This is a genomic window from Sphingomonas sp. Leaf30 (genome assembly GCF_001422525.1).
In the GTDB taxonomy this organism is placed as follows: domain Bacteria; phylum Pseudomonadota; class Alphaproteobacteria; order Sphingomonadales; family Sphingomonadaceae; genus Sphingomonas; species Sphingomonas aerolata.
The window spans coordinates 515,546-520,673 of record NZ_LMKZ01000001.1; the positions used below are offsets into that span (position 1 = coordinate 515,546).

Consider the following 5,128-nt stretch of genomic DNA (forward strand, 5'->3'; position numbering starts at 1 on the left):
ATGCAAATTCGGGTGCCGCGGGCGATGACTTCGTCACGACGCCGAACACGACCTATGTAACGCGTCGTTACTTCCGCAATGGTGGCACGTTCACGACCAAGGGCGAGGCATTCTATCTGCAGGACAGCTGGTCGCTCTTCGAAAACCGGCTGGCGCTCAACCTTGGCGTCCGTAACGACAAGTTCACCAACAAGAACGGTGAAGGTCAGACCTTCTACAAGTCGGACGATCTGTGGGCGCCGCGTCTGGGCTTCAGTTTCGATCCGATCGGTGATGGAAGCACCAAGGTCTACGGGTCGTTCAGCCGCTATTACCTGCCGGTTGCGACGAACACGAACGTCCGTCTCGCCGGCGCCGAACTCGATTATACAACCTACAACGTGCTGACGGGCGTCAATGCCAACCAGACGCCGATCATCGGCGCTCCGATCCAGATTGCGGACGGATCACCCTGTCCGGTCCTTGCTATCGAGTCCGATCGGGCCGGCGGTGCGAATTGCAAATTCAACTCCGATGGAACGACGCCGCCCTTCGCATCGCTCGTCAGTTCCAACCTCCAGGCGCAGTCGCGCGACGAATATATCCTCGGGTTCGAGCGTCGTCTCGGCGGCAGGATCAAGTTCGGTGTCTTCTATACCGAGCGAAAGCTGAACCAGTCGCTGGAAGACGGCTATATCGACGCTGGCGTGCTGGATTATTGCCGTACCAACAACATCGCGTTGACCAATGCGGCGGGTACGGGCTGTGGCGACATCTTCAGCGGCGCGCATCAATACGCGTTGTTGAACCCGGGGCGTGATGCCACCGTGGTCCTCGACGCGACCAACGCGGAAGGCGTGGCCAATACCGAACTCAACGGCAAATCGGTTACCCTGACGGCTGCGGGTCTGGGCCTTCCCCAGGCCGAGGCGACCTACAAGTCGATGACGTTCACCTTCGAGCGTGAATTCGACGGCAAGTGGAGCCTGTCTGCCAATTATACCCTGGCATCACTGGTGGGTAACATCGAGGGCGGCGTTCGATCCGACAATGGGCAGGCCGATTCGGGCCTGACGACGGCATTCGATTATCCTGCGCTGGTCAACGGCGCCTATGGCTATCTTCCCGGTCACCGCCGTCACAACATCAAGATCTTTGGCAGCTACCAGCTGTTCGACTTCCTGAATGTCGGTGGGAACGTCCAGGTGCAATCGCCGCGCAAATTCGGCTGCATCGGGACGGTGCCCGTGAGTGTCGATGGCGGCAATGCGGCGGCCTATGGTGCTGCGGGTTATTACTGCAATGTCGATGGGAGCGGCAATGTCATCACGACGGGGACGTCGGCCGCAAACCGTCAGCTGACACCGCGCGGAAGCGTGTTGCAGACGGACTGGCTGTATAACGTCAACCTCGATATCGCGTTGAAGATCCCGACGGATATGTTCGACGGTACGGTCCGTGTGTCGGTGTTCAACGTCTTGAACCAGAAGCAGGTTCAGGACCTTCAAGAGGTCGGGACGGCGCAGAACGGCGTTCCATCCGCACTATATGGACAGCCCTTGTCCTATCAGGCGCCACGGTCGGTTCGCCTGCAGTTCGGCGTCAACTTCTAAGGTCCTGCGTCAGGGCAGAAACGAGGGGCGGTTCCGCAAGGGGCCGCCCCATTTTCGCTCAGGCTTCCGTTCAACGCGGTTTTCAGCGTCAGCGATGTCGCGGGGGCGTGGGCTTTCCGAGCAGCTGTCGAAAGGCGCATCATGGGTGGCCGGCGGGCAGCCACCCATGATGCATGTCACCCGACCGCCAGCACCAGTTTCCCGTCGCCCTCGTCGATATGGACGGTGGCGCCGTCCTTGACCTCGCCGCGCAGGATCATGTCGGCGAGCGGGTCCTGGAGGTAGCGCTGGACCGCGCGTTTGAGGGGCCTTGCGCCGTAGATGGGGTCGTAGCCGACGCGGCCGAGCCAGGCGCGGGCGGCTTCGGTGAGGTCGAGCGTGATCTTGCGGTCGGCGAGCAGCTTGTCGACGCGCGACACCTGGATGTCGACGATCGGCGCCATGTGCGCCTGGCCGAGACGGTGGAACAGGATCACCTCGTCCAGGCGGTTGAGGAATTCCGGGCGGAAGTGCGACCGGACGATCTCCATCACCTGCGGTTCGACCGACGACACGTCGTCGCCCTCGGCCATGTTGGCGAGATACTGGCTGCCGAGATTGCTCGTCAGGATGATCAGCGTGTTGCTGAAATCGACCGTGCGGCCCTGGCCGTCGGTCAGTCGGCCGTCGTCGAGCACCTGGAGGAGCACGTTGAACACGTCGCCATGCGCCTTCTCGACCTCGTCGAACAGGATCACCTGATAGGGACGCCGGCGAACCGCCTCGGTCAGCACGCCGCCCTCCTCATAGCCGACATAGCCGGGAGGCGCGCCGATCAGCCGCGCGACCGCGTGCTTTTCCATGAACTCGCTCATGTCGATGCGGACCATCGCCGAGGGATCGTCGAACAGGAATTCGGCGAGCGCCTTGGTCAGCTCGGTCTTGCCGACGCCGGTTGGCCCCAAGAACAGGAAGCTGCCCAAGGGGCGGTTCGGATCCTGAAGCCCGGCGCGTGCGCGGCGGACCGCGGTCGAGACGGCCTTGACCGCATGCGCCTGGCCGATGACGCGCTTGCCGATCGTCGCCTCCATCGCGAGCAGCTTGTCGCGCTCGCCCTGGAGCATCCGTTCGACCGGGATGCCGGTCCAGCGGCTGACGACGCCGGCAATGTCGTCGGCATTGACCTCTTCGCGCAGCATCGCGCCCTTGGTCGCGCCCGCCGCCTCGTCGAGCTGGCGCTGCAGGCCGGGGATCGTGCCGTAGGAGAGCTCACCCGCGCGGGCGAGATCGCCCGAGCGTTGCGCCTGGTCGAGTTCGAGGCGCGCGGCGTCAAGCTGTTCCTTGAGCCGCGCCTCGGCGTTGATCTTGTCCTTCTCGCCCTTCCAGCGCGTCGTCAGCTCGGCGGACTGTTCCTCGAGATTGACGAGGTCGCCCTCGAGCGTGTCGAGCCGGTCGATCGACGCCTCGTCGGTCTCGCGCTTCAACGCCTCGCGCTCGATCTTGAGCTGGATGATCCGGCGGTCGAGATTCTCGATCTCCTCGGGCTTCGACTCGACCTCCATGCGGATCCGGCTCGCGGCCTCGTCCATCAGGTCGATCGCCTTGTCGGGGAGGAAACGGTCGGTGATGTAGCGGTTCGACAGCGTTGAGGCGGCGACGATCGCGCCGTCGGTGATGCGGACGCCGTGGTGGAGCTCGTATTTCTCCTTCAGGCCGCGCAGGATCGAGATCGTGTCCTCGACCGTGGGTTCGCCGACCATGACGGGCTGGAACCGGCGCTGGAGCGCGGGGTCCTTCTCGACGTACTTGCGATATTCGTCGAGCGTGGTCGCGCCGACGCAGTGGAGCTCGCCGCGCGCCAAGGCTGGCTTCAACAGGTTGCCTGCGTCCATCGCGCCTTCGGATTTGCCCGCGCCGATCAGCTGGTGCATCTCGTCGATGAACAGGATGACGTCGCCCTCGGCAGCCTTCACCTCGTCGAGCACGCCCTTCAGCCGCTCCTCGAACTCGCCGCGATATTTCGCGCCCGCGATGAGCGAGCCCATGTCGAGCGACATGAGCCGGCGGTCCTTGAGCGTGTCGGGGACGTCGCCGTTGGCGATGCGCAGCGCGAGGCCTTCGGCGATCGCGGTCTTGCCAACGCCGGGTTCGCCGATCAGCGCGGGGTTGTTCTTGGTGCGGCGGGCGAGGATCTGGATCGTGCGGCGGATCTCCTCGTCGCGGCCGATGACGGGGTCGAGCTTGCCGTCGCGGGCCGCCTGGGTGAGGTCGCGCGCGAATTTCTTGAGCGCGTCATAGCGGTCCTCGGCACCCGCGGTGTCCGCGGTGCGGCCCTGGCGGACGCTGTTGATCGCGGTGTTGAGCCCCTCGGGGGTGACGCCGCCGGTCTTGAGCGCCTTGCCCGCGGCGGTGTTGAGCGAGAGCGCGAGCGCGACGAGCAGGCGTTCGACGGTGACGAAGCTGTCGCCCGCCTTGGTCGCGATCTGTTCGGCCTGGTCGAGCACGCGGACCGCGTCATTGTCGATGCCCGGCGTGGTCTGCGCGCCCGAGCCCGACACGGCGGGGATCTTGGCGAGCGCGAGATCGGTCTCGGCGGTCGCGCGCTTGGCGTCGCCGCCCGCGGCCGCGATCAGCCCGGCGGCCATGCCCTGTTCGTCCTCGAGCAGCGCCTTCAGCAGATGCTCGGGCGCGATCCGCTGATGGTTCATGCGGATCGCGACGGTCTGCGCGGACTGGAGGAAGCCTTTCGCGCGGTCGGTGAATTTGTCGATGTTCATGGGCGTATCCCTGTGGTCTTTGGCCAGAGATGGTGTTGTATTTAGGCAACACAAGAGGGCGGCGTTGCATCATGCTAGGGACAAGCGCCGCGGGCCGGAATAGCGTTTATTGTCGGTGTCGAAGCAGCGTCGTCATCGCTATAAGCCCGCGCCCATGCTATATAGGTGGGGTGTCAACAGCCATTCCCCATATCTACGCCATCGGCATCGAGCCGGCCGACATCGACTTTATGGGTCACGTCAACAACGCGAACTATCTGAAGTGGGTACAGGCCGCGGTGATCGATCACTGGCAGCGTCTCGCCCCGGCCGAGGCGGTGGCGGGGCATTTGTGGGTCGCGCTGAAACACGAGATTACCTACCGCAAGCCGGCGTTCCTCGACGACGACGTGATCGCGACGGTGCTGCTCGAGAAGGTGCAGGGCGCGCGGGCGTTCTACGAGACGATCATCAAGCGCGGCGAGGATGTGCTGGCCGAGGTGAAGTCGAGCTGGTGTTGCCTGGATGCGGAGACGCTGCGGCCTTCGCGACTGGCGAGTAACGTGGTGGAGCGGTTCTTTCCGAAGGATTGAGGGGCCTAGACCCGCCGTCATTCCCGCGGAGGCGGGAAGCTAGACTGGCTGGACTTTGTGGGTGTCACCTTAGTTTGCCGGTCTGGATCCCCGCCTTCGCGGGGATGACGGGTTTTGGGGGCTTGGGGCTGGATGCTGCTGCCTGTCCGGGGCGCGCCTGTCTGGGGTCGCTCGATCGGGGCGAGCGTTCAGCCATATACACCACCTC

The 5,128-nt window shown here is 64.3% G+C and carries 2 protein-coding genes and 1 pseudogene; 2 read left to right on the forward strand and 1 reads right to left on the reverse strand.

The window, feature by feature from the left end; genetic code table 11:
- Nucleotides 1–1,592: pseudogene (locus ASE89_RS02485) on the forward strand (TonB-dependent receptor); the annotation flags it as partial.
- Between the two features lie 176 nt (nt 1,593–1,768).
- Here the strand turns inward: ASE89_RS02485 and clpB are convergent.
- Entirely contained in the window at nt 1,769–4,348 is a 2,580-nt protein-coding gene (gene clpB, locus ASE89_RS02490) for an ATP-dependent chaperone ClpB (RefSeq protein ID WP_056673705.1), read from the reverse strand.
- 170 nt (nt 4,349–4,518) lie between these two features.
- Here clpB and ASE89_RS02495 point away from each other — a divergent pair, with 170 nt between their 5' ends.
- Nucleotides 4,519–4,920, forward strand: coding sequence for an acyl-CoA thioesterase (locus ASE89_RS02495; protein WP_031441838.1), 402 nt, complete (start codon nt 4,519–4,521; stop codon nt 4,918–4,920).
- Nucleotides 4,921–5,128: the final 208 nt, after the last annotated feature.